This is a genomic window from Haloplanus salinarum, from assembly GCF_024498175.1.
Lineage (GTDB): Archaea > Halobacteriota > Halobacteria > Halobacteriales > Haloferacaceae > Haloplanus > Haloplanus salinarum.
Genome location: NZ_CP101823.1, coordinates 1,912,143 through 1,937,820, shown reverse-complemented (window position 1 = coordinate 1,937,820; position 25,678 = coordinate 1,912,143). Strand labels below are relative to the sequence as shown.

25 protein-coding genes are annotated in these 25,678 nt (G+C 63.5%); 14 read left to right on the top strand and 11 right to left on the bottom strand.

Annotation, left to right across the window (positions count from 1 at the left end; all coding sequences use genetic code 11):
* Window positions 1-29 precede the first annotated feature (29 nt).
* The 6 genes from purD to aglF all read right to left on the bottom strand — a co-directional run bounded on the left by purD (window position 30) and on the right by aglF (window position 5,544).
* Complete coding sequence (gene purD / locus NO364_RS10010; protein WP_257627431.1) at window positions 30-1,346, bottom strand: phosphoribosylamine--glycine ligase; 1,317 nt, start codon at window positions 1,344-1,346, stop codon at window positions 30-32.
* Window positions 1,347-1,402: 56 nt separating this feature from the next.
* Entirely contained in the window at window positions 1,403-2,611 is a 1,209-nt protein-coding gene (locus NO364_RS10005; RefSeq protein WP_257627430.1) for an MFS transporter, read from the bottom strand.
* 43 nt (window positions 2,612-2,654) lie between these two features.
* Complete coding sequence (locus tag NO364_RS10000; RefSeq protein ID WP_257627429.1) at window positions 2,655-3,260, bottom strand: winged helix-turn-helix transcriptional regulator; 606 nt, start codon at window positions 3,258-3,260, stop codon at window positions 2,655-2,657.
* 67 nt (window positions 3,261-3,327) lie between these two features.
* Window positions 3,328-3,669: a hypothetical protein gene (locus NO364_RS09995; protein WP_257627428.1), complete on the bottom strand. Its 342-nt coding sequence runs from the start codon at window positions 3,667-3,669 to the stop codon at window positions 3,328-3,330.
* Window positions 3,670-3,823: 154 nt separating this feature from the next.
* On the bottom strand, window positions 3,824-4,735 hold the full coding sequence (aglJ, locus tag NO364_RS09990) for an S-layer glycoprotein N-glycosyltransferase AglJ (RefSeq protein WP_257627427.1): 912 nt from the start codon (window positions 4,733-4,735) through the stop codon (window positions 3,824-3,826).
* A 62-nt stretch (window positions 4,736-4,797) separates the two neighbouring features.
* Window positions 4,798-5,544: a UTP--glucose-1-phosphate uridylyltransferase AglF gene (gene aglF, locus NO364_RS09985; protein ID WP_257627426.1), complete on the bottom strand. Its 747-nt coding sequence runs from the start codon at window positions 5,542-5,544 to the stop codon at window positions 4,798-4,800.
* Window positions 5,545-5,642: 98 nt separating this feature from the next.
* Here aglF and NO364_RS09980 point away from each other — a divergent pair, with 98 nt between their 5' ends.
* The 5 genes from NO364_RS09980 (at window position 5,643) to NO364_RS09960 (ending at window position 12,512) form a co-directional block, all read left to right on the top strand.
* Window positions 5,643-7,070, top strand: a complete 1,428-nt coding sequence (locus NO364_RS09980; protein ID WP_257627425.1) for a sulfatase — start codon at window positions 5,643-5,645, stop codon at window positions 7,068-7,070.
* 34 nt (window positions 7,071-7,104) lie between these two features.
* The gene (locus tag NO364_RS09975; protein ID WP_257627424.1) at window positions 7,105-8,628 is read left to right on the top strand and encodes a sulfatase-like hydrolase/transferase; all 1,524 of its coding nucleotides are present in this window, start codon (window positions 7,105-7,107) and stop codon (window positions 8,626-8,628) included.
* A 70-nt stretch (window positions 8,629-8,698) separates the two neighbouring features.
* Window positions 8,699-10,132, top strand: a complete 1,434-nt coding sequence (locus NO364_RS09970) for an oligosaccharide flippase family protein (RefSeq protein WP_257627423.1) — start codon at window positions 8,699-8,701, stop codon at window positions 10,130-10,132.
* 160 nt (window positions 10,133-10,292) lie between these two features.
* On the top strand, window positions 10,293-11,279 hold the full coding sequence (locus NO364_RS09965) for an alkaline phosphatase family protein (protein WP_257627422.1): 987 nt from the start codon (window positions 10,293-10,295) through the stop codon (window positions 11,277-11,279).
* 228 nt (window positions 11,280-11,507) lie between these two features.
* Window positions 11,508-12,512: a hypothetical protein gene (locus NO364_RS09960; protein ID WP_257627421.1), complete on the top strand. Its 1,005-nt coding sequence runs from the start codon at window positions 11,508-11,510 to the stop codon at window positions 12,510-12,512.
* A 232-nt stretch (window positions 12,513-12,744) separates the two neighbouring features.
* Here NO364_RS09960 and NO364_RS09955 read toward each other — a convergent pair whose 3' ends face one another.
* Complete coding sequence (locus tag NO364_RS09955) at window positions 12,745-13,380, bottom strand: IS6 family transposase (protein WP_257627420.1); 636 nt, start codon at window positions 13,378-13,380, stop codon at window positions 12,745-12,747.
* Between the two features lie 436 nt (window positions 13,381-13,816).
* Between NO364_RS09955 and NO364_RS09950 the strand changes: the two genes are divergently transcribed.
* The 5 genes from NO364_RS09950 to NO364_RS09930 all read left to right on the top strand — a co-directional run bounded on the left by NO364_RS09950 (window position 13,817) and on the right by NO364_RS09930 (window position 17,961).
* A complete protein-coding gene (locus tag NO364_RS09950; RefSeq protein ID WP_257627419.1) occupies window positions 13,817-14,533 on the top strand; it encodes a class I SAM-dependent methyltransferase in 717 nt (238 codons plus the stop codon).
* A gap of 101 nt (window positions 14,534-14,634) precedes the next feature.
* Entirely contained in the window at window positions 14,635-15,552 is a 918-nt protein-coding gene (locus NO364_RS09945; protein ID WP_257627418.1) for a glycosyltransferase family 2 protein, read from the top strand.
* Window positions 15,553-15,657: 105 nt separating this feature from the next.
* A complete protein-coding gene (locus tag NO364_RS09940; protein WP_257627417.1) occupies window positions 15,658-16,851 on the top strand; it encodes a glycosyltransferase family 61 protein in 1,194 nt (397 codons plus the stop codon).
* On the top strand, window positions 16,799-17,761 hold the full coding sequence (locus NO364_RS09935; RefSeq protein WP_257627416.1) for a glycosyltransferase family 2 protein: 963 nt from the start codon (window positions 16,799-16,801) through the stop codon (window positions 17,759-17,761). Before NO364_RS09940 ends, NO364_RS09935 begins: the two co-directional genes overlap by 53 nt.
* Before the next feature lie 41 nt (window positions 17,762-17,802).
* Window positions 17,803-17,961, top strand: a complete 159-nt coding sequence (locus NO364_RS09930; protein ID WP_257627415.1) for a hypothetical protein — start codon at window positions 17,803-17,805, stop codon at window positions 17,959-17,961.
* 61 nt (window positions 17,962-18,022) lie between these two features.
* Here NO364_RS09930 and aglG read toward each other — a convergent pair whose 3' ends face one another.
* Window positions 18,023-18,970 carry a glucosyl-dolichyl phosphate glucuronosyltransferase gene (gene aglG / locus NO364_RS09925; protein ID WP_257627414.1) on the bottom strand — a complete coding sequence of 316 codons (948 nt, stop codon included), beginning with the start codon at window positions 18,968-18,970 and terminating at the stop codon, window positions 18,023-18,025.
* Between the two features lie 145 nt (window positions 18,971-19,115).
* Between aglG and NO364_RS09920 the strand changes: the two genes are divergently transcribed.
* Both NO364_RS09920 and NO364_RS09915 read left to right on the top strand, forming a co-directional pair.
* Window positions 19,116-22,313, top strand: a complete 3,198-nt coding sequence (locus NO364_RS09920) for an oligosaccharyl transferase, archaeosortase A system-associated (RefSeq protein WP_257627413.1) — start codon at window positions 19,116-19,118, stop codon at window positions 22,311-22,313.
* Between the two features lie 6 nt (window positions 22,314-22,319).
* The gene (locus NO364_RS09915) at window positions 22,320-23,264 is read left to right on the top strand and encodes a DUF368 domain-containing protein (protein WP_257627412.1); all 945 of its coding nucleotides are present in this window, start codon (window positions 22,320-22,322) and stop codon (window positions 23,262-23,264) included.
* Here NO364_RS09915 and NO364_RS09910 read toward each other — a convergent pair.
* Entirely contained in the window at window positions 23,261-23,818 is a 558-nt protein-coding gene (locus tag NO364_RS09910; RefSeq protein WP_257627411.1) for a class I SAM-dependent methyltransferase, read from the bottom strand. The genes NO364_RS09915 and NO364_RS09910 overlap by 4 nt on opposite strands.
* Before the next feature lie 77 nt (window positions 23,819-23,895).
* On the opposite strand from NO364_RS09910, the gene NO364_RS09905 reads away from it, so the two are divergent.
* Together NO364_RS09905 and cutA are read left to right on the top strand one after the other, a co-directional pair.
* Window positions 23,896-24,102, top strand: coding sequence for an HEWD family protein (locus NO364_RS09905; RefSeq protein WP_157690946.1), 207 nt, complete (start codon window positions 23,896-23,898; stop codon window positions 24,100-24,102).
* 187 nt (window positions 24,103-24,289) lie between these two features.
* The gene (gene cutA, locus NO364_RS09900; RefSeq protein WP_257627410.1) at window positions 24,290-24,472 is read left to right on the top strand and encodes a divalent-cation tolerance protein CutA; all 183 of its coding nucleotides are present in this window, start codon (window positions 24,290-24,292) and stop codon (window positions 24,470-24,472) included.
* Here cutA and NO364_RS09895 read toward each other — a convergent pair whose 3' ends face one another.
* Window positions 24,473-24,991 (bottom strand): HPP family protein, encoded by a 519-nt coding sequence (locus tag NO364_RS09895; protein ID WP_257627409.1) that lies wholly within the window; start codon window positions 24,989-24,991, stop codon window positions 24,473-24,475.
* Complete coding sequence (locus tag NO364_RS09890) at window positions 24,988-25,656, bottom strand: phosphoglycolate phosphatase (RefSeq protein WP_157690948.1); 669 nt, start codon at window positions 25,654-25,656, stop codon at window positions 24,988-24,990. Before NO364_RS09890 ends, NO364_RS09895 begins: the two co-directional genes overlap by 4 nt.
* Window positions 25,657-25,678: the final 22 nt, after the last annotated feature.

Here is a 25,678-nt window from a genome sequence, read left to right as displayed (position 1 = left end):
CTCGATCCCGCAGTCGACGCCCGGCAGCCTCACTCCCGGAGCCGCTCGACGTGGTCGATCCGCCGCTGTACGAGCGCGGGTTTGCCGATGTCCTCGCGCACCCGCAGCCCGTCGCCGGCGGCGTCCAGCGCCGCGTCGGCGATGGCCTCGGCGTCGCCGATGGTCCCGTCGACACCGACGACCGCGAAGGCCCGGGAGGTGGTGGTGTAGAGGCCGTCCTCGCGGGCGTCGACGCTCGCGTAGAAGAGGAGCGCATCGCCGGCGTCGGTGCCGTGTTCGGCCGCCGCGCGCGCGACGCTGTCCTCGTCGACGTCGATCCGGGCGCCGGACTCGGGGTCGGTCGGGTAGCCCGCGGGGACGGCGTATTTACAGACCGTGGCCCGCGACGAGAACTCGAGGTCGGGGAGGGCGTCGCCGTCCCGGGCGGCCGTGAGCACGTCGAGGAAGGGCGTCTCCATGACCGGCAGGGTGTTCATCGCCTCGGGGTCGCCGAAGCGGGCGTTGAACTCCACGACGCGGACGCCGTCGGCGGTGAGCATGAACTGGCCGTAGAGGACGCCCTTGTACTCGGGGAGGGCGTCGACCGTCGCCGTCAGGACGTCGACGGCGGCCTCGTAGTCCGTCGCGTCCATGAACGGGAGCGTGGGGTCGGCGTCGCTGTAGCTCCCCATGCCGCCGGTGTTCGGCCCCTCGTCGCCCTCGTAGGCGCGCTTGTGGTCCTGGACGGCCGGCGTGACCCGCACCGACCCGTTCGCTACGAACGCTTGGACGGTGAACTCCTCGCCCACCAGCCGTTCCTCGAGGACAACGCGGTCGTAGTCCGACGCACGGAGGTACTCCTTGGCCTCGGCTTTCGTCACCTGGTCGCCGGTGACGCGGACGCCCTTGCCGCCGGTGAGGCCGGCGGGCTTCACGGCCAAGTGACCGTCGTAGTCGTCGATGTACTCGCAGGCGGCTTCCGTGTCCTCGAACGTCTCGAAGTCGGGACAGCCGGGGACGTCGTTCTCCCGCATGAACCGCCGCTGGTAGGCCTTGTCCGTCTCGATGCGTGCCGCCTCGGCCCCCGGCCCGAAGGCGTAGACGCCGGCGGCGTCGAGGGCGTCGGCGACCCCCGCCGCGAGGGCGGACTCGGGGCCGATCACCGCGAGCGTGGCGTCGACGTCCGTCGCGAAGTCGACGACGGCGTCGGCGTCGGTCTCGTCGATCGATCGGACCTCCGCGGCCAGGTCGGCGATGCCGGGGTTGCGGTTGCTCGCACAGGCATAGAGGTCACAGTCCGGCGCGACGGCGCGGGCGATGGCGTGTTCGCGCCCGCCGCCGCCGACGAGGAGCACTGTCTCGGACATGCGTGACTCACCCCGCGGAGGCGGCCTAAACGTTGCCCTTTGGCGCCCGCCCGGATTCACTCCGGGGCGACGCGGACGCCCGCTCGGCCGCCGGCGGCGACGAACAGGGCGAGGGCGCCGACGCCGGCGGCCACCCCGGCGACCCCGAGCGGGAGTTCGTACCCCACACCGAGTTCCGTCGCGGGCAGCGTAAACAGCGGCGGCCCGACGGCCTGTGCCCCGAGGACGACGCTCGTTCGCAGGCTCATGACGCCCCCGCGGAACTCGGGGCCGGCGATCGATGACAACGCGGACGCGACCGACGGGAGGACGAGTCCGTGGCCGGCGCCGAACACGCAGAGCGCGAGGAGGACGCCGGGCGCGGAGGGCGCCGCCCAGACGCCCAGGAGCCCGGCGGCGTAACAGACGAACCCGAGGGTGACGATCCCCAGATCCGAGAGGTGGCGGGCGATCCGGCCGTTGCACACCGCCACCACCGCCGCGAGCAACATCGCGCCCGTCACCAGCGCACCGATCCGCCCCGATTCGAGGCCGTAGGTTCCCTCCAGCAGGAACGGGACGGCGGTGAGGACGCCGCCGAAGAAGAGCGCGAAACTCGCGAGCGTCGCGCCGTAGAGCGTCAGCGCCTCCCGCGTCGGCAGCGACGCCACCGCGTCGCGCAGGTACGAGCCGTCGTGCCGACCCTCGCCGCCGGCCGTCGGCGGGTCGAGATACCGGACGACGAGGACGGCGACGACGACGCTCGACCCGTAGAGGAGAAACGGGGCGTCCCAGGACCGGGTCGCCAGCGTCCCGCCGAGGACGGGACCGCCGGCGGCGCTGAAGGAGATCCCCGCGCTGACGGCGCCCATCACGGCGTTGCGACGCGTGCCCTCGTAGTAGTCGCCGACGAGCGCAAGCGTCAGCGAGGCGAGGATGCTCCCGCCGACGCTCCCCTGTATCGCCCGGAGGGCGAGCACCATCCAGAACTCCGTCGCCAGCGTCACGGCCACGCCCGCGACGCCGAAGATCAGCAGACAGGGAACGACCACTCGGCGGCGTCCGAGGCGGTCTGCGTACATCCCCACCACCGGCGCGAGGACGGCTCCCGGGACGGCGAAGGCGGTGATGACGAGGCCGCTCCGCGTGCTCGAGACGCCGAAGGCGTCGGCGATGGCGGGGAGCGCCGGCCCCACGATGTTCACGTCGAGCGGTGCCACCGCGGCCGTCGCCAGGAGGAGATAGAGCCGCCCGGATCGCCACGGGACGCCGCCCTCGTCCGACATCGCCCGGCACGACGGCCGGCACCCTAATCAACGGTTCGGACGATCACTCGGCGCCGTCGCCGGCGCCCTCGTCGAACCGCTCGTATCGCTCCGCGAACCGGCGCTCGCAGGACGGACAGCAGAACTGGTGGCGTTCCCCGCCGATCCGGGCGGTCGTCCCCTCGCTCGTCACGGTGTTGCCACACTCGGCACACGAGAGGGCGAACCCGGTGCCGCCGACCGTCGGCGTCCACTCCCCCTCGGTCAGGAGCGTCACCGTGTAGTCATCGACGGCGTCCGCCGCGAGCGTCGCGTCGAGCCACCGGGGGACGTCCCCGTCCGGGATGCGGGCATAACAGATCAGGTCGCGCTCCGCGGTCGTGAACAGGTGTTCGACCGCCTCGGCCTCCCGCAGACTCGCCCGGGCGTCGTCGACGGCGGCCGTCGGCGTCTCGACGCGGACCAGCACCGGCACCCCCTCGCGGAGTTTCGAGCGGTCGATGTCGACGGTGAACCGGCGGACGACGCCCATCTCCTGGAGGCGGTCGACGCGGTCCGACACCGCGGGCGGCGAGAGGTCGACCGTCTCCGCGATCTCGGCCCACGGTTTCCGGGCGTTCCCCATCAGGGCCTGCAGTATCGCCAGATCCGTCTCGTCGAGGTCGCGCATACCCGAAAGACGGGCGGCGGCGGGTTTGTACCTTCTCCCGAAGGCGACCGTTCCCGAGGCGCCACGGTCACGACCCGTCCGAGTCGGTGTCCTCGTCCGACGGCAGCAGATCCTCCGGCTGTCGGCGCGCCCGAGGTTTGTTCAGGTGCCTGCGCATCCGTTCGCGGTCGTCCTCGGTGATCCGACCGGGGGCGCGGTCGCGGCCGTTCTCGGCCGTTCGGGCGCGGTCGCGGGCGTCAGCGTCAGCGCCCGCGGTGGCGGGTCCCCGATCGGACGCGTTCGCCGTCCCCTCGTCGCTCGTCGCCCCGCGGATCCCGACCCTCCCCAGACGACCGGCCACGACGACCGCGCACAGGGACGCGATCAGGAGCAGCCCCACGACGAGCGCCAGAACCGTGTACTGATCCATGCGTTGGCCGTCGAGGTGGTACTCCCTTCGTCGTAATCAACCGTGCAGACGTGTAAACCACGAGACCGATTTAACCCGGCTTTATTCAGTTTCATCGACACGTGTGGTCCCCGGTTCGTCGGCTGATCCGGGGCGGACCGACTCGCCTCCGGGCTTACCGGCCGTCCCCGTCCCGAATCCGCTCGCGGTGCAGGGAGAGGATCAGGTCCGCGAGCACGCCGAACATCAGGAGTTGGACGCCGACGAGGATGGCGAAGGCGGCGACGACGGCGAGCACCTCGTGGGAGATCCGTCGGGTGACCCACTCCACGCCGACGTACGCGGCGATCACCCCGCCCGAGACCGTCGAGACGGCGCCGATGCTCCCGAAGTAAAACAGCGGGTTGTTGGTCTTGGCCCGGCGGTAGAGTTCGAGGATGATGATCCCGCCGTCGCGGATGGGGTGGAGGTTGGTGTTCGACCCCGCGGGTCGCGGGAGGTAGGTGATGGGTACCACCGTCGTCGAGATGCCGCGTTTGGCACACTCGACGGCCATCTCCGTCTCGATGCCGAACCCGTCGGCGGTGAGGTGCATCCGCTCGAAGGACGCCTGGGTGAAGGCCCGATACCCCGAGAGGATGTCCCCGAAGGACTCGCCGTGAATGTGTCCGAAGGCCCCGTTGATGAGGCGGTTGCCGATGCGGTTGAGCACCGTCATCGCCCCCGAGCGCATGTCGGCGAAGCGGTTCCCGATCACGTGTTCGGCCTCGCCCGCGCGGAGGGGTTCGAGCATCGCGTCCGCGTCGTCGGCGCGGTAGGTCCCGTCGCCGTCGAGCATGAGGACGTACGGTGCGTCGATGTGGCGTTCGACGGCCTCGCGGACCGCCTGTCCCTTCCCCGATCCCGATTGCTCGACCACACGGGCGCCGGCCTCGCGGGCCACCTCTCGGGTGTCGTCGGCCGATCCCCCGTCGATCACGAGGACGTCGTCGTACCCCTCGGCTCGGAACTCGGTCACCACGTCGCCGATGGTCTCGGCCTCGTCGAGGGTTGGGACGAGCACGCAGACGCCGTCGGGGTCGGACATGGGTGTGTGACTCGATGGGGCGGGCAAAAAGGCGTTCCCATCCGGCCTGCGGGTTCGCCGGGCTACTCGGGGGTGGCCTCGGCGTCGGCGGCCCCCTCGGCGAGTCGCTCCTCCGCCGCCTCGCGGTCCTCCGGGTAGCCCACGTCGATGCGCCAGCCGTCCATCCGGATGGCGTCGATGGTGCGCCCGCTCTGGATCAACAGGTCGATGGCGTCGGGCAGTTCGTACTCGCCGCGATCCGACGGCTGCACTAGGTGACAGGCGTGGAAGATGGCGGGCGTGAAGGTGTAGAAGCCGGTCATCACCAGGTTCGAGGGCGGGTCGTCGGGCTTCTCGACGACGCGGGTAATCTCGCCGTACTCGTTGGTGTCACAGACGCCGTAGCGACTCGCCTCCTCCCACGGCACCTCCTCGACGAGGAAGGCGGCGTCGGCACGCTCCTCGCCCTGCCGGTTGACGACGTCGCCCAGGTTCGCCTCGAAGACGTTGTCCCCGAGCATGAGCACGAAGTCGTCGTCGACGTACGGCTCCGCCGTCAACAGCGCGTGGGCGAGCCCCAACTGCTCGCGCTGGTGGGCGTAGGTGATCGGCACGCCCCGGTACTCGTCGTCGTACCGCTCCATGATCTGCTCTTTCTTGTAGCCCACGACGACGACGAACTCCGAGACGTCGACGCCGACGTCGATCAACGAGTCGAACGCGTACTCGATCAGCGGCTTGCCGTCGACTTCGACGAGGACCTTCGGTTTGTCCTCGGTGAGCGGGCGGAGACGGGTGCCCTTGCCGGCCGCGAGGATGACTGCCTTCATGGGACATCGTGGTCGGCGGGGTTGCAAATACTTTCGGCTCCGGCCGTGGCGCTTCGCCAGCGTTATTATCGCCGCTCGGTTCCTCAGGCCTACACGCGATGGCCCCGAACGTCCTGCTGGTCGTCCTCGACAGCGTCCGGGCACGGAACACGAGCCTCCACGGATACCGCCGGGAGACGACGCCGAACCTGACGGCCTTCGCCGAGCGGGCGACGGATTACCGCCAGGCGCGAGCCCCGGGTATCCATAGCCTCGCTAGTCACGCCAGCATCTTCACTGGCGTCCACGTCGCGGCACACGGCCTGACGACACACGGCGCGAAGATCGACCCGTCGCGGACGGTCTGGGCCGAGCTCGGCGAGCGGGGCTACGATACCGGACTCTTCACCCCCAACGCCGTCATCACCCGCTCGTCGAACTTCGGTGACGCCTTCGACACCGTCGTCGGCCCGAAGGATCGGCGGTCGGATCCGTTCCCCGACGCGTTCTCGCCGTCGGACGTGGAGAACATCAACGACACGACGAAACTCGAGTACCTCCGTCTGTCGGTCACCAGCGGGACCCCCCTCCGATCGCTCGTCAACGGGGCCGCCGAACTCGCCTACGACACGCTCGACCGTTTCGCGATCGACGAGTCGGGTGCGACGTACGTCCCCGAGTTCCTCGACTGGCACGCCGACCGCGAAGGGCCGTGGGCGGCCTGTCTCAACCTGATGGACGCCCACTACCCCTACCGTCCCGACGAGGAGTTCGACCGATGGGGCGGCTCCACGCTCCGTCGGCTACACCGCGAGACGCACGGCCCCTACTCGACGACGTTCCTCTCGGGCGAGTATCTCTGGAAACTGCGGGCCTTCGAGGCACTGTACGACGGCGCGATCAGACAGGCGGACGCTCATCTCGATCGTCTCCTCGGGACACTGGCGGAACGTGGCGAACTCGACGACACTCTCGTCGTCGTCACCAGCGATCACGGTGAGGGGTTCGGCGAGCCGAGCGAACTGGAGCCGACCGTCGAACTCGTCGATCACAGTTGGTCCGTCTCCGAGGCGGTGACGCACGTCCCGCTCGTGGTCAAGTATCCGGGTCAGCAAGCGGGGAAATCGGTCGACCGTCCGGCGACGCTGACGCGGTTTCCGGCGGTCGTTCGGAGCGTGATCGACTCCGACGACGGTGACACGTCGCTCGGCTTCGATCCCGACGAACCGGTCCTCGTCTCGACCGAGCGCGTCCAGTCTCCCGACGACGAACTCCCCGACGCGTGCTCGAACCGCGATCGGTACGGCGGCCCGTGGCGCGCCGTCTACGAGTGGCGCGACGGTGCGGTGTGGAAGTTCTCCCGGCGACACGGGAGTGCGTTGACGCAGGTAATTCCGAACGGGCTCGAACGCCGAACAGTGGACCACGACGAGAACGTGGTTGCGTCGACGTTCGACGCCGTCGACCCCGACCCGACCGTCGCCGCCGGCGATCAGGTGCTCGATTCCGACGTCCAGAGTCACCTGAAAGAGTTGGGATATCTCTGATTCCCGGAACGATACGTATTTGAACTCGACGACTATGAGTGTAGGCGAGATGGGGAACCCGAACGTCCTGTGTCTCGTCCTCGACTGTCTGCGACTCGACGCCATCACCGAGGCCGACGCCCCAAACATCCACGCCCTCGGCGAGGAGAACCTCTCCTTCGACGCCTGCGTCACCCCCGCGAACTGGTCGCTCCCGGCGCACACCTCCCTCTTCACCGGCGAGTGGCCCCACGAACACGGCTACTACCACCGCGAACACCACCTCGCCCAACTCCCCCTAGTCGACGCACTCGCCGCCGGCGGGTTCGACACCGTCGGTGTCACCGCGAACATCTATGCTTCCAGTTCGCACGGCTTCGACTCGGGATTCGACCGCTTCTACGAGACGCGCCGTCCACTCAACCCGCGGGGTCTGAACCCCTTCGCGCACGTCCGCAAGATTCAGGAGGAGCGGACGCCCCGGCCGCGGGACTACGTACGGACGCTCGTCGACGCCGCCACACACGACCGCCCGCTCGCTAGCCTCGACAACTTCAGCCGTGCCGTCGCCCTCGAACTCGACCGGCGGTACGGCTACCGCGACTACCTTCCGCTGATCGATGCCGACTCCTACGGCTTCCTGACACGGGCATCGACCCGCTCGACCGACCTCCTCGTCGACGAAATTGAGCGGACAGCGGACCGTTCGGAACCGCTATTCGCCTTCGCGAACTACATGGACACACACTACCCGTACGAGCCGCCAGAAGAACACTTTCGTGCGGTGGCGGACGGCCGGTGGGAACTCGAGGATCTGCGCACCATGTCGCCGAATCTCTCGAACGCCCGCACCTTCCGCAACCAGTTCTTCGCGGGCGACATCGACGAGGACGACGTCGAACTCGTTCGGGCCGCCTACCGCGCGGAGGTACGGAGCGTCGACGAACAGGTCGGGCGCTTGCTGCAGGCTTTGGAGGACGCCGGCGTCCGCGACGAGACGGTGGTCGTGGTCACCTCCGATCACGGCGAGGGCCTCGGCGAGACGGACCTCCGCGGCGAGCGGAGCATGGGACATCTCGACGCTCTGAACGAACATCTCTGGACGGTCCCGCTGATCGTGGCCCACCCCGACCTCGATGCACGGACCATCGAGGACCGCACCTCGCTCCGCGCGCTCTACGATCTGCTCACCGGTGACCTCGAATCCTTCCTCGACGTCGGCGGCGCCACGTGGGACGACTACTTCGACGACGATCCCGTGTTCTTCGAGTTACCGGCGAACCCCTACCACGAGGAGTCGATGCGGAACTACGACTACTTCGAGGACTGGTTCGTCGAACGGGAATCGCTGACACACACCGTCCTGGGCTTCGACGGCGAGTGGAAGGTCGTCGCGGACTCACGCGGAGCGGTGAGCGCGTATCGGGGCGACGAGGCCGTCGACGTGTCGGACGCGCCAGCGGCGTTGCGTACCGCGTGTGAGGACGCGGTCGAACGGTTCCCCGCCGTGGAGGGCGACGTGGAGGCTGACCTGTCCGGCGACGTGGAGCAACAGCTGCGGGATCTGGGGTACGTGTAGACCGTCGATTCGTGTCTCATCTCGTGACCTATCACTCCACGCTACCGTTCGCCCACCGGGAGCGCTGCCCATGAGGATCGGTCAGACCTCGCTGATCGTCTTCGGGTCGAAGGTCGCCGGCTCCGTCGCCGGCTTTGTAGCGACCCTCTACTTCGCGCGACTCCTCGGGGCGGGCGTCCTCGGCACGTACTCGCTGGTACTCGCGGTTGTGGCGTGGGTCGGCATCGTGGGGAAGGTCGGCATCACCACCGCCGTGCAAAAGCGGATGAGCGAAGGCGAGGATTCGGACGAGTTCTTCACCGCCGGTACGCTGTCGCTGCTGATCACGTTCGTCGCCATGTCGGCGCTGGTGTACGCGTTTCGGGGACCGCTCGAGGCGTACATCGGTCGACCGGTGGTCGGCTTCGTCCTCCTCATCCTCTTTGCGACGCTGCTGAACGCCATGAGCGGGGCGGCGCTCACGGGCAGTCACCTCGTTCACGTCCAAGGACTGCTATCGCCGGTCCGGATGATCCTCCGGAGCGTCACCCAGATCGGCTTGGTCGTGCTGGGATTCGAACTGATCGGGATGCTCGCCGGCCAGGCGCTCAGCTACGCGCTCATCGGGGTGGTCGGTATCTGGCTCGCTGGGCCGTCGATCAGCCTCCCGTCCCGTCGTCACTTCGTCGAACTCTTCGAGTACGCCAAGTTCGCGTGGCTCGGCTCCGTCGAACGTCGGGCGTTCGGCTGGGTCGATGTCACCGTCCTCGGCCTGTTCGTCTCCTCGGATCTCATCGGCGTCTACTCCGTCGCTTGGACGATCACCACCTTCCTGCTGACGTTCGACACCGCGATCAGCAACGCGACCTTCCCCGAGATCAGCAGTGCCACCGCCGACGCCGAGAACCAGGCGGCCGCACCGATTCTAGAGGACGCACTTCGCTACGCCGGCCTGATACTCGTTCCCGGTCTCGTCGGCGCTGCCATCCTCGGCCCGCGCATCCTCCGCATCTACGGGCGGGAGTTCACTGTCGGTGGAACGGTGCTGACGACCCTCGTCGTCGCGGCGCTACTCCGATCCTACCAGAAGCAACTGATCACGACCCTCGGTGCCATCGATCGACCCGATCTGACGTTCAACGTCAATCTCGTCTTCATCGGCTCGAACGCGACGCTGAACCTGGCGCTAGTGTACTTCTACGGGTGGCTCGGCGCCGCCGTCGCCACCGCCCTCTCGGCCGGGATCGGTGCCGTGGTGGCGTACCGGTACACCGCCAAGTTGGTCGACTTCGACCTGCCCTACGCGATGGTGGGCAAGCAGGTCCTCGCCGCTGGCGTCTGTGGTGCCGTCGCCTACGGCGGTCTGCGGGTCGAAGAGAGCTACCGTCTTCTCGGACACAACTTCGCCCTAGTGCTCCTGCTTGTCGGTCTGGGTGCCGGGGCGTACTTCACGGTACTGTCCGGCCTCTCCCCGACGTTCCGGACGACCGTTCGGGAGAACCTGCCCGTCGAGTATTTCGGCTGAGGCTGTCGGCCGTCTCCACTTCGAGACGGCCATCATCGATGGCGAGCACCACGACTGGCGTGCTGTACCTCGGTGGAAGATATCCAGCCGGCGCCCGTGAACCGGTGGAAACGAGAAATATAATACGCCGACTGCGTTTTGAACGACGCACGGCCTCCATATGATTAGTTTCACCGACTGGCTCTCCGAGAGCCTCTCGACCCTTCGATCCGGGGACCGATCGCTCCCGGCACGCCTCGCCCGACCGCTGTACTACGTCTACGTCGCCGCGTTGCTCAGCATCACCCAGCACGTCCCCTACGGGACGAACGTCTACGAGCGCGACTGGGACCTGCTGATAATCCTCGATGCGTGTCGGGTCGACGCACTCCGCGAGGTCGCCGACGAGTACGAGTTCATCACCGAGGTCGAGTCGATGCGGTCCGTCGGGAGTACCTCCTTCGAGTGGCTCAACCACACCTTCACGAAGGACTATCTGGACGAGGTCCGACGGACCGCCCTCGTCACCGGCAACGGGTACACCGACCGCGTGTTCGGCGAGGGCGGCGAGACTGGCTCGGCTGCCATCCCGTTCGGCCCCTCGGCGTACGATGTGGTCGACCCCGAGGACTTCGGCTACCTGGAGGAACTGTGGCGGGCCGACGTCGGCGACGAGTGGATGGTCGGCGAGGACGACCGGACGCGACGCCATCCGCGACACACGACGGAACGAACCATCGACGTCGCGCGCTCCGTCGATTCGGACCGGCTGATCGTCCACTACCTGTATCCGCACGATCCGTACCCGCTGGCCGGCGAGGAGCTGTGGCGACCGTTCGACGCGCTCAAGTCGGGGACCGCCTCCCGTGAAGAGGTGTGGGAGGCCTACCTCGACACCCTCCGGTTCGTGCTGGACGACGTGGCGGTGCTCCTGGAGAACGTCGACGCGGAGACGGTGGCGATCACCGCCGACCACGGCGAGGCGTTCGGCGAATTCGGCTTCTACCGGCACGTCATCGGCTGTCCGCTCCCGTGTATGCGGAACGTGCCGTGGGTCGAGACGACGGCGACCGACGAGGGGACGTGCGAACCGACGGCGTCGGCGCCCAGTACGGATGACGAGACTGTGTCGGTGGAAGAGCGGCTGGAACAACTGGGGTATCTGTAGCGCTGTCGGTGGTTACGCCTTGATGACCTTTCCTATCGATCACTCAACACGTTCGAGATCAATGACGAGGTCTACGCCCAATTGTCACCTCCAGCAAGACGTATCTTTGGTTCAAGAAACGTCGCCATCGTCAGTAATATTAAATATATGACAAATAAAGGTTGGAACTTGAGCCATCCACACGCCAGTACGAAAGATGAATAACGTATCAGAAGAAACTCTACCACTATGAAAGAAACTGTACATCAAGGCATGTCTATTCTTCAAGAAAAAGGACTGCTAGAACTTTCCCAACGATCTCTTTTATATTTGGCAAGGAAATCGCTGACTCCAGCGCATGTTTTTCGCAATCTTATTTGGAATCTACAATATGGGCGAGGCACCTCGATTCTTGCAAAGGATTGGGATAATCTTTTATTACTTGATGCTTGTAGATACGATGAGTTTTGTCGGGTCTCTCCTTATGATGCCGGCTCTATTGAGAAACGAGTGACATTAGAATCACGCACACCTGATTTTCTCCGCTCAACGTTTGAAAATCCACCTTATCATGACATTGTTTATGTGACAGCTAATCCCCAAACGCTCAAATTCCAATTTGAATTTGAGGATTATTGCAATGTGTTCTACGATACAATCTCGCTACTTGAGGAATGGGATAAGGAGACACAGACTATTAAGCCAGATAAAGTACGCCAAGCAGCCGTTGAAGCAGCGAATAATTATCCGAATAAGCGGTTATTGATCCATTTCTTACAACCTCATGCGCCATTTTTAGGTAGCACTGCAGAATCTATACGGCGTCGTACGGGAAAAACGATCGGCGGATTGGATCCTGGACGCGAATACACCAACATGGATTCGAAAGAAATCAAGACTGCGTCCTATCGGGATATTTTAAAAGAGGGAATTGAACGAGATGAAGTTCGCACAGCATATCGGGAAACATTAGAGTGTGTTATTGAGGAGTGCCAACTCCTCGAGAAGTCCTTGCCGGGGAAAACAGCCCTTACCTCTGATCACGGAGAACTATTGGGTGAGAGATTGTATCCATTCGGACCTCGACAGTGGGAGCATCCAGGGAATATTCGGACCGAGGAACTCTGTGTTGTTCCCTATATGGAGTTTAGTTATGAACATAGAAAAGAAGTGCGAATAGAGCCACCGGTAGAAGATGAATCTGTGAATGAAGATATTGTTGACAGACGGCTCCGATCTCTTGGCTACAAGTAGATTCTACATTTTCATAACTGAGTACTCGATACTCGTTGTTTGGATATCCTGAGGATCGTCGTAGATTGGAATCACAACCTAGACGGTGAGACAATATTATTGCTCAGCTATTTTCGTATACTCGGGAAAGGGTTTAAATAAATATTAAGCGTCGTCCCGGACGTTTCGGGGGATTTTTCAGCGATGGGTATTTCGAGTTCAATAATGGAGATACTCGTGACGGGGGTAGTGTCTAGATAAGCTGGTTCCATGCGAAAGCAAACGCTTGTAACCGATTTTCAGCGGTACTCGGTTCGACGTGACTGAACATATACGAGAACTGGTTAGTTCGTTGTTTTACCTCACGAAATATATCTTCAACGGCATTCCGATTCCCATGTGTAATATGCTGGAATCGTAGCCCGTGTCGGTGGCAGGCTGCCTGCAACCACGGTGCACCGTCGACGAGAAAGACTGCGTCGTCGACCTGATGTTTCTCGCGTAATTCTGAGAGAAACATCAAGGTGATCGCGGTGGTTCTCGTCGGATAGAGCCGAATATGAAGCAGGCGGTTGGTATCGGGATCGATAGCAGCGTACAGCCAGTATCGCTCATCATTCAGTTGAATCACGGTTTCGTCAACCGCAAGGTGATTCGGGTCAGCACCGTCTGTCAGCTGTAAATCGGCCTTCTGTACCCACCGATGCACGGTGCTTCGATGACGATCGACACCCAATATATCAAGAACTGAGACGGTATCCGAAAGTGATAGTCCAGCCAAATGGAGTCGAATACCGAGCTTCATCACCGGCTCGGGTGTCGCCTCTCGCTCCAGAAATTCTAACTCGAAGCGGTCGCTATCGCCGCTGAGGCGGTCGGACGAGAGCATAGATCACTCAAATCTTTGACCGCCTCGTTCCTTATCGCAACGCTACCGTGGAACACACCCATGCAGATATAACGAAGGCTAAGAAGCTGCTTGACTACGAACCGAGTGTACCAATCAGGGAGGGCGCACAACGATTCGTGGACTGGTACCATGAAAATCGAGACTGGTACGACTCTCTCGTTCGCCGATCATGATAAATATGTTTAATTTTGTTGATACTATCGGAGTCAACTAATCGTCTCGCTCCTTAGAAGGGTGACTATTTGATTTCGCAAAGCCGCGATACATATTTGATAACTGATTCGGCTATTAAACCAGACACGAACATACATATTGATGACGTGCGCACAAATTCACACTACTATTGTTGCTTGTGTGCCATTTTCATTTATCACTTTCCGAAAGATATAATTCTCCTCGTATATATCACAACGTGATGGACGTGAAAAAGTGGGTTTCAGAGAAATTCCCCGAACCCATTCTCTTTTTTTTACGGCCAGTTTATCAGATGTATAGAACGGCTATCAATTTTCTATTAGGAAGTCTCGATTCACTACGAGTTATCGGACCTAATTTCATATATAGTGAAAATTATTACTCAAAAAGAAAAAAGGATCCTTGGAGAACGGACGCAGAGAATATTTCGAGAGCAATCAGACAATATTTTGCCCCCGACTGCGTGATTGATTTTGGGTGTGCAATCGGCGCGCATCTTGAACTATTCTATGAGAACGGAATTAACATAAAAGGGATCGAGGGTAATTCAGACGCATTCGATCATGCAGTAGTTCCGGAAGAATACCTAGAACAGCATGACTTACGTGATCGATATGATACGGAAAAAGAATATGATTTAGTTCTTTGTTTTGAGTTAGCTGAGCACCTTCCGGAGCGGTATGCGGACACTCTTGTTGACACTCTTGCTGATGCTGGCAAGACTATTGTTATGACTGCTGCTACACCGGGGCAAGGGGGTACTCATCACGTGAATGAGCAGCCCCGTGAATACTGGTACAAAAAATTCGAATCAAGAGGTTTTGAATATGATCCGGATGCTGTAGAGAACCTGCGAGATATGATCGAAGTTGACCGATCCACCTGGGTGTATGAAAACCTGATGGTATTCGTTGATGCAGGATCTGATCCATCGTGACGATTATGTTAACCACGACACCGTCTATCCAGAAACGGATTCGGATCGGTTATATCATGAGGTGGAGTATGACAACAACTCCCATGCACACGCAGTTATAAATGAATCCGAAAATAAGTGTAGTAATCCCCACATACAATCGAGAAGACACGATATCAAGAGCGGTTGATAGTGTATTAGAACAGACGATCGATGACTTCGAGATCGTTATTGTTGACGACGGATCCAAAGATAACACTCAGAAAATAATTGAAGGATACAACGACGACAGAATTCGATATATCGAACATGAAGAAAATAGGGGCCAAAATGTTGCCCGAAATACAGGACTCAAGGCGACCGAAGGAATGTATATCTCCTACCTCGATTCTGATGACGTACTACTACCACAGCATCTTGAAAAATCGATCAACAAACTGGGAGAACTTTCTGACAAGTTCGCGGGAATCGTGACTGGATACGAAGATGTCGTGGATAGTAGGAAACTTTCTCAGCCGGGCTACGACGGGAGAATAACATACGATGATCTGATAAGAGATATGTACGACAGAATCGGCGGTCTATCTCTCCTCACGTTCAGAGCAGATATCCTAGATGAAGTGGGGATTCATGACGAAGACGTGATTAACTCTACCGATCTGGACTTCTATCTTCAGATTCTTGAAGAGTACGACTTGTTCGGAATTGACGAGGTGCTCTGCCGGCGCTTCAAACAGACAGACAGTGTGAGTATGAACGCTGAACTGGTCGCAAAGGGCGAGAGAACTATTCTCTCGAAGCATGGAGACAAATTAACACCCGAGAACAGAGCCAAAAGGAGGTACAATCGCGGTATCGCGCTGGCAGAAATGGGTGAGATGAAAGAGGCATCAGTGGCATTTCGAAAATGTATAATAGATTATCCATATGATGTTCTATACTACTACCACTTCGTGATTTCTCTACTCGGAGAACGACCCTTTCATCTTCTATCGATATATCCATACATACGCGATTGGCATCCCGAAAATATATCCTGAATCGTGGACCACCAAACAGTATATTTTGAAATTTAGGACGACCTGAAACAGATCTGCTTGACATCCAGTGCAATTAAAACCTCTCTATTATTTTGTCTACTCGATATGGATCTCAACAAACTCCCCGCTCGATCACTCCGAAAACTCCGAAAAGACGGTGTGGGAGCATTCCTCAGTGAGGGCCGTGACGTTCTGATTCAGGATCTATTCCTCTACCGAATCGTGTACAAACAGTTCCTCGAACAGAAGGTTGGCGTACTCACTCGAGACGAAATCTACGAGCAAGAACATTGTTTCATCTTCGATGAATCCCGTGAGGCGATACGATTCAAGGGTTCGGCCGGATTTCGAGGAGTGGACCATCCAAAGGAGTACACCTCCGGCGATAGATTCGTCTGTGAGTTTTCGAATGCAACATTGCTTGGACCGATTGGCCCAGGACTCACCGACCAAGGGACCGTGATAGCGGATACCGTTGGAACGCCTCCTCTTGTTCCAAGACGAACCGGGGTTTCGATAGCCCAGTCGATGACGGCTAATGGGATTCGACCAACACTCAACGCCCTCCGAGACGAAGTCACTCCTGATCAAAGGATCGGAACGGCAACGCTTGCTGTGTCTCCGTGGAATAATTACTACCACTGGACGGTTGAGTGTCTTCTGCGGGCTCGACTACTCGAAAAATACGGCGACGAAACCGGGACGTACCCCACCTTGCTCGTTCCGAAGGAACGCCCCTCATGGATGGACGAATCCCTCCAACTACTAGCTTACTCGGGAGAGATAGCAGGACTCGGGAGTGGTATAATAGAAGTCGAGACACTGGTCGTTCCGACGTTCCCCGATCCGATACCGAGGGAGTGTTTCTGGATTCGTGACCGAATGAGGGCTAATGTCGAATCTAACGACGACCATGGCGAGCGCATTTTCGTCTCTCGCGGGGATGCGACTGTCCGGCGTATTGCGAACCGTGATGCCGTACAGCGAGTCCTTGATTATCATGACATCGATACGTACGTCTTAGGAGAGCTTAGTGTGAAAGAACAGGTTGAGTTGTTCAGCGACGCCGAGCTCGTCTTGGGCCCCCACGGCGCTGGATTGACGAACATTCTCTACGGAACCGATCTGATAGTAATCGAACTGTTTGGGGACAAGACGATGACAACGTTCGATCGACTCGCAGAAAACCTAGGCCACGATTATCGGTACCTCCAATGCGAACAGGACGGACTTGATATTCGAGTTGATGTGGATCAACTTGAAGAGATTCTTCAGGACGCCCTCGAAAATAATTGTTAGCAGAGTCGTGATATCGACAACCGATACGACAATCATCGTCCCGGTGTACAATGACCCCGCCGGTGTCGCCAGAACGATCGACTCTCTCTCCCAGTGTCAACTGAACGATCAGTGGGCCCTCACCGTCGTCGATAATGGATCTACCGACGAGACGGCTGCCACGATCCGCTGCCACACTTCCGGAATCAACACAGCATGTTACATTTCGGAAAACGAAATTCAGTCCTCCTACGCCGCCCGCAACACGGGAATCAGGAACACCGACGCCGACGTGATCGCCTTCCTCGACGCCGACATGACCGTCTCGGACGACTACTTCGACCGCGCGCTCACCCACCTCCACGAGAACGACCTCGACTATCTGGGCTGTCGCGTCGACCTCACCGTCCCCGACGGCGAACGCACCCGCACCGCCCGCTACAACGCCCACACCGGCTTCCCGGTCGAACAGTATCTCGCCCGCCACCGCTACGCGCCGACCTGTGCCCTGTTCGTCCGCCGCGCGGTGTTCGCGGACGTGGGCCTGTTCGATCCACGGCTGATATCCGGCGGCGACATGGAGTTCGGCAACCGCGTCGACGCCGCGGGCTACGACATGGGGTACTGCGCCGACGCCGTCGTCCACCACCCGGTCCGGTCCTCGTTCCGGTCGCTCTACGGCAAGAACGTCCGCGTCGGGCGGGGTCACTGCCAGCTCCAGCGCTACTACCCCGACCGCTACGGCGAGCCGCCGATCCCGCCGCGACACGAGCCCCTCGACACCGAACCCGTCGACCTCCCGCTCGACGACCGCCTCGCCTTCGGCGCGCTCTCGACGGCGATGACGGCGGCGCGGGCGAGCGGCTACGCCCGGGAACTGGCGTCGCCGTCCGACACCGGGGCGGACGTGGACGGGCCGCCGTCGCTGTAGCAAACGGTACGGCTTTGTCGGGGCGGAGTGTATTTGCTCGCGTGAGCGACCTCGCAAACTTCCGGAGCGCGTGGAGCGAGGAGACGGTGACGAAGACACGCGAAGCCATCGAAGTGGCCCGTGACCGGAACGACAGGCGTCTCGAACGAATCGTCGATCGATACTGCGGGATGTACGTCGATCGAGACGACGCATCGTGAAGCGGGGACGAAATACGAACACGGGCCTGCTCGTCGAGTATATGGCTGACGACGGTACGACCTACTCCTCGACCGTCTCCACTTTCTCCAACAGCCCGGGCGTCAGGAGCGCGTAGAGGTAGCCCAGTCCCACGGCGCCCGTGAACACGACGATCGCCAGGATCTGCAACACCGCTGCCACCGACGGTTTCGTCACGACGCCTTTCGCCCGCCGCGGCACCCGATCCAGAAGCAGGAAGCGGAGGTAGTCGGTCTCGTCGCCGGCCTCGTCGGGGTACAGCAGGTCCATCACGCGCTTCGAGTACCCCTGCCAGAACGACCGGCGGACGAGCCACCCGAAGTCGCCGCGGTAGTCGAACAGCTTGTGATCCACCACGGCGTCCTCGGTGTAGATCACGCCCCGTCCGGTCAGCTCCCGGATCCGAATACAGACGGGCGCCTCGTGGGCCTGGATGTGTTTGTCGCCCCGGCGCCCGGTGTGGGTGTCGTAGCCGCCGGCCTCCAGGAAGACGTCCCGGCGGAAGGAGATGTTCGAGCCGTAGCCGTTGCGGATCTCCTCGCCGTCCGCGGCGAAGCCGGGTTCGACGCAGCCGACGAGCCAGTAGAATTCGGCGGGGAAGAAGTCGGGTTTCTCGGTCTGCCAGTCGGGGCGTACGTCGCCGCCGACGGCGACGGCGTCGGTGTCCTCGTACACGGCGACGAGGTTCTCGACCCAGTCCTCGCGGGCGACGGCGTCGTCGTCGATCATCGCCACCACCTCGCCCGAAGCGAGCTCCGCGCCTTTCGTCCGGGAGTAGGAGATGCCGCGGTTCTCGTCGTTGCAGTGACAGACGACGTTCTCGATCCCACAGAAGTCCTCGCGGACGCGGTCGAAGACGGCCTCGTTGCCGTCGACGACGAGGACGACCTCGAGCGGCTCGTGCGTCTGAGCGAGGACGCTCTCGACGGCCTCGCTGAACGCGTCGTACCGCTCCATCGCGTACGTACAGACGACGACCGACACCTGCATCGCCCGGACGTTCCGCCGAAGTGCGAATAAGCGTTTTCGTTGGTGCTTCGTGACGCTCGATCGGGAGGGCTATTCGGCGCCGAAAGCCGTTCCGGCCACCGATAGATAACAAGGTTTATGCCCGTAATCCCAGTCCGTTCGGCCAATGAGCGACGATCAGAGACAGGGGTCCTCGTCGGTCGTAGACCTCTTTTTCGAGTGGTACCACGTCCCCGCGCTCGTCCTCGTCGTGGCGACGATGCTCGCCATCCGCCTCCAATCGTACAGCTCCTTCGTCCGGGACGGACGGGTGTACTTCTCAGGAAACGACGCCTGGTATCACCTCCGCCAGGTCGAGTACATCGTGCGCCACTGGCCGTTCACGATGCCGTACGACCCGTGGACCAACTTCCCGTACGGGACGAACGCCGCGCAGTTCGGGACGCTCTACGACCAGCTTATCGCCACGGCGGCGCTGGTCGTCGGGCTCGGCAGCCCGTCGAGCGACCTGATCGCGAAGACGCTGCTCGTCGCGCCGGCGGTCTTCGGCGCGCTGGTCGCCCTCCCCGTCTACGCCGTCGGCAAGCGAATGGCCGGCCGTCTGGCCGGCCTCTTCGGCGCCGTCGTCCTCCTGCTCCTCCCCGGACAGTTCCTCCAGCGTGGCCTCGTCGGCTTCGCCGACCACAACATCGCTGAGCCGCTCTTCCAGACGATCGCCGTACTGGCCCTGATGATCGCGCTGGCGGTCGCCACCCGCGAGAAGCCCGTCTGGGAACTGGTCCTCGACCGCGACCTGGAGGCCCTCCGTCAGCCACTCGCTTGGAGCGCCCTCGCGGGCGTCGCCGTTGCACTCTACATGTGGGTGTGGCCGCCGGGCGTCCTGATCGTCGGGGTCTTCGGCGTCTATCTGGCCTACCAGCTCACCAGCGACTACGTCACCGGCGGCTCGCCCGAACCCGTCGCGTTCGTCGGCGTCGTCTCGATGGTCGTCGCCGCCCTCCTGATGCTCCTCCAGTTCGAGGAGGGGTCGTTCAGCCCGACCAACTTCGGCTTGCTCCAGCCGGTCGTCGCGCTCGGCGTCGGCGCCGGCGCCGCGTTCATGGCCGGCCTCGCGCGGCTGTTCGACCGAAACGACCTCGACCGGTCGCTCTACCCGGTCGCGGTCGTCGCGTTGATCGGCGTCGCCGCCGGCGTCGTTTCCGTCGCCCTCCCGTCGCTGTTCGACACCCTCACCACGAACCTCCTCAGGTTCGTCGGCTTCAGCGCCAACGCGGGTCTCCGGACCATCTCCGAGGCCCAACCCTACCTCTCGCCGGACATCCTCCAGCAGAACGCCATGGACGCCACGGGGCGGATCATGGCCGACTACGGCTTCGCCCTCTTCACCGGTGTGGCGGCGGTCATCTGGCTCGTCGCCAAGCCGCTGGTGCGTGACGGCGAGACCGAACGCGTCGCCTACGCCGCCGGATCGCTCGCGCTGATCGGCCTCATCTTCCTCGTCCCCGGACCGTTCCGGGCGCTCGGCGACGCGCTCGGCGTCGTCTCGGAACTGATCGGCGTCGCGCTGGTGGCGCTGATGCTGTTCGGGGCCGTCCTCCAGTCGAACTACGACGCCGAGCAGCTCTTCTTCGTCGTGTGGGCCGCCTTCATCACGGGCGCGGCGTTCACGCAGGTCCGGTTCCACTACTACCTCGCCCCCATCGTCGCCATCGCCAACGCCTACCTGATCGGGCAGATCCTCGCGTATCTCGACCTTGACGTGTCGTCGTTCGACGCGCTCCGTGACTTGGAGGGCTACCAGGTGCTCGCGGTGCTCGCGGCGGCGATGCTGATCGTCACCCCGGTGTTGCTCGTGCCGATGAACGTCCGCAACACGGGGAACCCCGACGTCGATCAGAGCAGCACGGCATGGGAGTCGGCCCAGAGTACGGGGCCCGGTGCGATCACCGAGTGGGAGGGGTCGCTCGACTGGATGGAGTCGAACACCCCGGCACCCGGCACCTTCGGCGGTGCGGACAACGAGATGGACTACTACGGGACGTACTCGCTGACGAGCGACTACGACTACCCGGCCGGGGCCTACGGCGTCCAGTCGTGGTGGGACTACGGCCACTGGATCACCGTCCGTGGCGAACGGATCCCGAACGCCAACCCGTTCCAGCAGGGGTCCAACGACGCCGCGAACTTCCTGCTCGCCCCCAACGAGACGGCCGCCCAGGACGCCCTGGGCGAGCGTGACACGGAGGCCGCGGGCACCCGGTACGTGATGGTCGACTGGCAGATGGTCAACCCGCAGTCGAAGTTCGGCGCCCCGATCGTCTTCTACGACGCCGGGAACGTCTCCCAGAGCGACTTCTACGGCCCGGTGTACGCGAGCAACCTCCGCGGGCTCTTCTACCTGCGCAACCAGCGGTATTACGAGAGCCAGATGGTTCGGCTCTACGCCTACCACGGGAGCGCCATGGAGCCCCAACCGATCGTCGTCGACTGGGAAGAGCGCCGCGCCCAGACCCAGAGCGGCGAGACTATCTCCATCCGCGCCGGGCCACAGGGGGAGGAGCAACGCGTGCTCCGCCAGTTCCCCAACATGTCGGCCGCGGAGTCCTACGTCGCCAACGACAGCACGTCACAGATCGGCGGCGTGGGCCACTACCCGACCGAGCGGGTGCCCGCGCTGGAACATTACCGGCTGGTGAAGGTGAGCGAGTCGAACGCCACCAGCGCCTCGCAGTACCAACGGGCAACGCGGAGAACCTTCGCCGTGACGGGCGTGCCGCCGTCGTCGCAGACGGTCTACGAGCCCTCGTGGGTGAAGTCCTTCGAGAAGGTACCCGGGGCGACGGTCACCAGCGACGGCCTGCCCCCGAACACGTCGGTCCGCGCGACGGTGCCGATGCGGGTGCCGACGACCAACGAGACGTTCACCTACACCCAGGAGACCCGGACGAACGACGAGGGCGAACTCCGGATGACGCTCCCCTACGCCACGACGGGCTACGACGAGTACGGCCCCTCGAACGGCTACACGAACGTGAGCGTCCGAGCGACCGGCCCGTACACCATCGAGACGGGGCTGGCCACGCGCAACGAATCGTTCGTCCAGTTCCGCTCGCAGGTTCAGATCGAGGAAGGTCGCGTCAACGGCGATATCGAGGGCGAGCGCGAGGTGACCCTCGAGGAGAACAACCCGTTCCAGAACCTCTCGCTCGGCGGCGGTAACGAGTCCGAATCCCTGGACCCAGCCGGCTCGGTCGACGGCTCGACCGACGGGGCCGAGAGCCCGGACGACGGCGGGGGCACCGACGACGCGTCGCCCGCCGCCCAGTCGCGGCTCCACGCACCCACCGCCGACGTTCGGGCCTGACGGGCGATGGACCGTCGCCTCCCCTCGCTGGTCGTCGTCTACCTCAAGGGGATCTGCATGGGCGCGGCCGACGCCGTGCCGGGCGTCTCGGGTGGCACCATCGCGCTCATCACGGGCATCTACGAGCGCCTCATCGCCGCCATCACCGCCGTCACGCCGGCGCGCGTACTGTCCGTCCTCGCCGCCCCGGTGCCGGGGCGGCGCGCGGACGCCCGCGCCGCCTTCCGTGCCGTCGACGGTCGCTTTCTCGCCGCGCTCGGCGGCGGCATCGCCACCGCCATCCTCGTGGTGACGCGCGTGCTCCACGTCGCGCTCGACTCCGAACCCGTCCTCACGTTCGGCTTCTTCTTCGGACTGATCGCCGCCTCGGCGGTCGTCCTCGGCACCGAAGTCGCCCTCGACACCCCTGGACGGGTCGCCGCCGCCCTCGCCGGGTTCCTCGTGGCCTTCATCTCGGCTGGGAGCGCCGGTACGGCGCTCCCCTCCACGCCACTGGTGACCGTCACCGTGGGTGCCGTCGCCATCAGCGCGATGGTGTTGCCCGGCATCTCGGGGTCGCTCATCCTCGTCATCCTGGGGCAGTACGAGTTCCTCGTCGGGCGGTTGACGGCCTTCGTCGACGGCCTCCTCGGCCTACTCGTCGGAGGGAGCGTCGCGGCGGTGATCGCCCCCGGTACGACCGTCGTCGCCTTCGGTATCGGCGCCGTCGTCGGCCTGCTATCCGTAGCCCACGCCGTCCGCTGGGCGCTCGCCACCTACCGCTACGCGACGCTCGCCTTCCTCGTGAGCCTCGTCGTCGGCGGCCTGCGCGCCCCGGTCGTGCAGGCGGGCAAGGCGCTCGCGCCCGGCGGCTGGACGACCGGAGCGCTCCTCGTCTTCGCGCTCGCCGGCGTCGTCGGCGCCGCCCTCGTGGTCGCCCTCGAACGGTACACCGAGGGTATCGTGGTTTAGAGGCGGGCGACACAGACGAACGTCTCGGGCCGCGTCGTCGCGCGTTCGACGGCGAAGCCGGCGTCGGTCTGGAGGGAGACGGCGTCGCCGAGGGCGTAGGTTTCGTCCCGCGGCGGGCCCGCCTCGCCCGCGCCGTTCCGGGCCCAGTCGACGGTGACGAGGTGCCCGCCCGGTCGGAGGACGCGGGCCACCTCCGCCATCGATTCGGGGGCGGCGAACTCGTGGAAGGTCATCGTCGAGACGACGGCGTCGAGTTCGTCGTCGGCGAGGGGCAGGTCGGTGGCGTCAGCCTCGAGTAACTCGACGCTCTCGGGGACCCCTTTCTCGCGGTAGCGGTCGTGCATGGTCGACTGGACGTCGACGGCGTAAGCCCTCCCGACGTGTGGCGCCAGGTCGTCGGTGTAGAAGCCGGTCCCGCTGCCGATGTCGGCGAGCACCATGTCGGAATGCGGGCCGACGAGCGCGTGGAGTTCCTCGCGCGAGCAGTATCGGTACCTAGTCGCGGCGTCTTCGAGGGCGTCGGCCCGGTCGCTGTCGAACGTATGAAAGCCCATGGGGACCATTGGTCGGCACGACGTAAATTCCGTGCGCCGACGGTACCGTTAAATCCCCGTCGACCGCTACTCCCGCCATGGGCGTGACAATCAGGAAACCGACCGCCCGCCAGTGCGAGGACTGCGGCCGGCGGGAGGTCTGGAACGACGCGACGAGCACGTGGCGCATCGACGTCGACGACGACGGTAAGCGGCTCGTCGGCGAGGTGTACTGCATCCACGAGTGGGACATCAACGGCACGTTCGTCCCCATCGAGACGGAGCGGGACCCCGCGGACGCCTGATACGGATTGTTGTAACCGTTTACCGGTGGTTCGCCTGACTTGGCGAACCACCGGTAACGACGTACAATAAACAGTACGAGGATGCCCACGGCGTGCGTCACCGCTCCCCCCGAGGCGGCACGGACGCTGGCGCGACGGCTGCGTCAACCTCGTCCCCTGTTCCTCGGTCTACCGGTGGGAAGGGTCGGTGGAAGCGGACGACGAGACGATACTGCTGGCGAAGACGACCGACGACCGGTACGCCGACCTCGAAGCGCGCGTCGCCGAGTGGCATCCCCACGACGTCCCCCGTATCGAGCGCATCGGCGTCGCCGACGGCCACGATCCGTTCGCGGCGTGGGTCGCCGAGAGCGTCGACGCCGGGGAGTGATCAGACCCCGCCGACCGGGGACGCCCCGACCAGTCGCCGGAACCCTCCGACGACGACGCCGTGAACCTCGACCAGGACGACGACGCTCGTGACGATGATGGCGACCTGCCGCGGGGTCGACAGCAGACCGAGCGAGACGATGAGCGTCGTCGCACACGCGGGGGCGTGGTTCGTATCCGTGGCGATCATGCCCCACGAGGTCAGGACGATGGAGCAGACGCCGCTGCCGACGAGGCGGAGTCCCGCCGTCGAGAGGGCCGGCGGCGTCGACGTAAGCGTGACGCCCGCGCCGAACAGGGTGTACGCCAGCAACCCGGCGACGCCGCCGATCAGATGACTCCCGACGACCCGGTAGGTGGCCGTCCGGTCCCCCCGGCGCTCGAAGGCGAGGACGAACGCCGAGGGGCCGAGACTCGGGAAGACGAACGGCCGCCCGCTGGCCCACGCGACGGCGCCGAGGACGGTAAAGAGGACGCCGGCATAGAGGCTCGTCCCGAGGCGACGGCGCCCCGGCGTCACGCGAACGTGGCGAGCGCTTCCAGCGTGCCGTCCATATGCGATCCCTCGGTCACCTCGTCGGCGGCGGCGCGCGCGCGGTCGTCGGCGTTCGCCACCGCGAACGACCGCCCGGCGGCCGCGAAGGTGGAGACGTCGTTCTCGCTGTCGCCCACCGCGACGAAGTCCGCGGGATCGCGGCCGAGCGTCGCGGCGACCGACCGGAGTCCGTCCCCCTTCTCGACGTCCGGCGTCTTGAGGTGGTAGGCGTAGCCCGTATCGACCACTTCGAGGTCGAACTCCTCGGCGACGGCGCCCAACAACGCCGCGTCGGCGTCGCGATGGACCGCCACCTCCGTCTCGCGCCAGCGGTTGACGGTGTCGGCCGCCCCCCACCCCAAGTCGCCGCCCCGGTCGACGAACGCCCGCGCCGCCGCCCGGGGGCGGTCGGCGCCGTCGACGGTCACCGTCACCTCGTCGTCGGCGTAGACCACGCCCCCGTTCTCGGCGATCACCCGCTCGGGGACGTTCGCGAAATGACAGAGTGCGACGGGATACGGGAACGCCTTGCCCGTCGCGACGACGACGGGCGCGTCCCACTCCCGGAGCGTCTCGATGGCCCGCGGATCGATCCCTCCCGTCGGCGCGGTCAGCGTCCCGTCGATGTCCAGTACGAGCGGTGGCACCATACCTCCGCTCCGGCCGGGGGCG

Coding starts and splice junctions, on each gene's coding strand:
- purD (WP_257627431.1), bottom strand. CDS start 1,346: ATGTCCGAGACAGTGCTCCTCGTCGGCGGCGGCGGGCGCGAACACGCC.
- NO364_RS10005 (WP_257627430.1), bottom strand. CDS start 2,611: ATGTCGGACGAGGGCGGCGTCCCGTGGCGATCCGGGCGGCTCTATCTC.
- NO364_RS10000 (WP_257627429.1), bottom strand. CDS start 3,260: ATGCGCGACCTCGACGAGACGGATCTGGCGATACTGCAGGCCCTGATG.
- NO364_RS09995 (WP_257627428.1), bottom strand. CDS start 3,669: ATGGATCAGTACACGGTTCTGGCGCTCGTCGTGGGGCTGCTCCTGATC.
- aglJ (WP_257627427.1), bottom strand. CDS start 4,735: ATGTCCGACCCCGACGGCGTCTGCGTGCTCGTCCCAACCCTCGACGAG.
- aglF (WP_257627426.1), bottom strand. CDS start 5,544: ATGAAGGCAGTCATCCTCGCGGCCGGCAAGGGCACCCGTCTCCGCCCG.
- NO364_RS09980 (WP_257627425.1), top strand. CDS start 5,643: ATGGCCCCGAACGTCCTGCTGGTCGTCCTCGACAGCGTCCGGGCACGG.
- NO364_RS09975 (WP_257627424.1), top strand. CDS start 7,105: ATGAGTGTAGGCGAGATGGGGAACCCGAACGTCCTGTGTCTCGTCCTC.
- NO364_RS09970 (WP_257627423.1), top strand. CDS start 8,699: ATGAGGATCGGTCAGACCTCGCTGATCGTCTTCGGGTCGAAGGTCGCC.
- NO364_RS09965 (WP_257627422.1), top strand. CDS start 10,293: ATGATTAGTTTCACCGACTGGCTCTCCGAGAGCCTCTCGACCCTTCGA.
- NO364_RS09960 (WP_257627421.1), top strand. CDS start 11,508: ATGAAAGAAACTGTACATCAAGGCATGTCTATTCTTCAAGAAAAAGGA.
- NO364_RS09955 (WP_257627420.1), bottom strand. CDS start 13,380: ATGCTCTCGTCCGACCGCCTCAGCGGCGATAGCGACCGCTTCGAGTTA.
- NO364_RS09950 (WP_257627419.1), top strand. CDS start 13,817: ATGGACGTGAAAAAGTGGGTTTCAGAGAAATTCCCCGAACCCATTCTC.
- NO364_RS09945 (WP_257627418.1), top strand. CDS start 14,635: ATGAATCCGAAAATAAGTGTAGTAATCCCCACATACAATCGAGAAGAC.
- NO364_RS09940 (WP_257627417.1), top strand. CDS start 15,658: ATGGATCTCAACAAACTCCCCGCTCGATCACTCCGAAAACTCCGAAAA.
- NO364_RS09935 (WP_257627416.1), top strand. CDS start 16,799: ATGTGGATCAACTTGAAGAGATTCTTCAGGACGCCCTCGAAAATAATT.
- aglG (WP_257627414.1), bottom strand. CDS start 18,970: ATGCAGGTGTCGGTCGTCGTCTGTACGTACGCGATGGAGCGGTACGAC.
- NO364_RS09920 (WP_257627413.1), top strand. CDS start 19,116: ATGAGCGACGATCAGAGACAGGGGTCCTCGTCGGTCGTAGACCTCTTT.
- NO364_RS09915 (WP_257627412.1), top strand. CDS start 22,320: ATGGACCGTCGCCTCCCCTCGCTGGTCGTCGTCTACCTCAAGGGGATC.
- NO364_RS09910 (WP_257627411.1), bottom strand. CDS start 23,818: ATGGGCTTTCATACGTTCGACAGCGACCGGGCCGACGCCCTCGAAGAC.
- NO364_RS09905 (WP_157690946.1), top strand. CDS start 23,896: ATGGGCGTGACAATCAGGAAACCGACCGCCCGCCAGTGCGAGGACTGC.
- NO364_RS09890 (WP_157690948.1), bottom strand. CDS start 25,656: ATGGTGCCACCGCTCGTACTGGACATCGACGGGACGCTGACCGCGCCG.